Origin of the sequence: Helicobacter salomonis, from assembly GCF_900197775.1 — a bacterium.
In the GTDB taxonomy this organism is placed as follows: Bacteria; Campylobacterota; Campylobacteria; order Campylobacterales; family Helicobacteraceae; genus Helicobacter; species Helicobacter salomonis.
The window spans coordinates 1-1516 of sequence record NZ_FZMA01000032.1; the positions used below are offsets into that span (position 1 = coordinate 1).

At 45.7% G+C, this 1516-nt stretch carries 1 pseudogene; it reads right to left on the reverse strand.

Annotation, left to right across the window (positions count from 1 at the left end):
* Window positions 1–799: 799 nt before the first annotated feature.
* Window positions 800–1516, reverse strand: a pseudogene (locus C6H04_RS05535) (hypothetical protein); the annotation flags it as partial.

Genomic DNA, 1516 nt, shown 5'->3' on the forward strand with positions numbered 1-1516 from the left:
CAAATCTTAGAATTGCAAGCCAAAGCCCAGAAGTACTCCCAACAAGGGGCTCTAGTACAGGCCCACACCACCAGTGAGGAAATCAGCCAAGTGCAGGCCATAGAAGAGCAGGATAACAAGAAGCCCAAAGGCTCAGAGTGGCAGAAGTATCCTAGCGCGCATCATTTGGAGTTGTGAGGTGAAATTTAGGCAGTTTATATAGCATGGGGCTCTGTGTTAAACCCTCTTTGGTATTGCACTCTACGCTTGTCAATACCATCTGCAGCTAATCTCTTAAAATCTAAAGTTGCCATTTTACCCCTTTATGGGGGTAGGATAATCAGAAATGAAAAGAGAAACAAGGGTTAAAAACGCGTGATACGGAGCAGTAACCGTTATCTAAACTATTAAGCGGTAGTAAAACGCGAGTTAAGGGGAAACTTGGCATCTGTGTGTGTGCAGAATGCACACACTAGCACGGGGAACGCCACAATGAAGTAACCCCATGCCTAAAGCCAAAGCGTTATTCTAAACTATTAAGCGGTAGGACTAAGCTAAGAGGATTAAGGCCCTTTAGGGTAGAATGCGTCTTACAGTGGTAGGTATCTTCTTTGGGCGATTTGGAGTAGCTTGATAAGCGGGTCGAGGAGTGCAGTGGGTGGCCTCCTGGAAAGGAGACCCTACCATGAAATTATTCGTGGTGTTACTGGTTTTAGTGGTTCTTGCCCAACCATTATATTAAAACCATCTCCGCCCTTAAGGGGCGGGGAAGACCACTAACACCATTGTAGCCCAAAAATCTTAAAACAACAAACTTCCCCTAAACCCTCCATGTCGGCCTAGGTTTAAAGGGATTTCTACCCTGTGTGATCTCTTGCTTAGGGGCAAAAGGGGCTTTGACCTCGGAGTGGTTCAAACAACTAGCTAGAGCATCGATACAATCATCTTGTTTATAAGGTCTATCAGGATTGAAGCTAAAAAGCTCTTTTTTGAGTTGCTCTTGATTTTGGCAGGCATGGCTAAAAACTAGAAAGCCCGTGTTGTAGTAGGGGCGCATGGCTTTGATTTTCTCTACCTTGCTCACCTTACGACTGGGCGTGTAGCAATAGACATAGTCATTGAGTAGGGGCTTGTTGCCCTCCTTGGCCTGTTGGTTGAATTTGACCAATTCGACCATGAGTAAGCGGTGCAGCACGAGCCCCCCTGCCTCACTCTCAATATAGGTCTTGGCTTGGGGGTATTGCTGCTTGGCTTGTAGAATGTGATTAATCGTGTCTTCCTCACTCCAAATCCCACAGAAACAATCTAAGACACAATAGCGCGCGCTCTGCTTGTAGTTTTCTACTCCCACCACTACAATGGCGCGATTATCTGCACTCTGTTTGAGGCTCAAAGCATTGTCTACAAAGAGGAAGGTATTGAGTGTGCCTAATTGGTGTAAATAGACATTGTGGTAATGCTCTTCTTCAAAATAGCCCCCAGCTAGAGCAATGGGTTCTTGTTGGTATTGGGCACTGAATTCGTCATTGCCCATTTG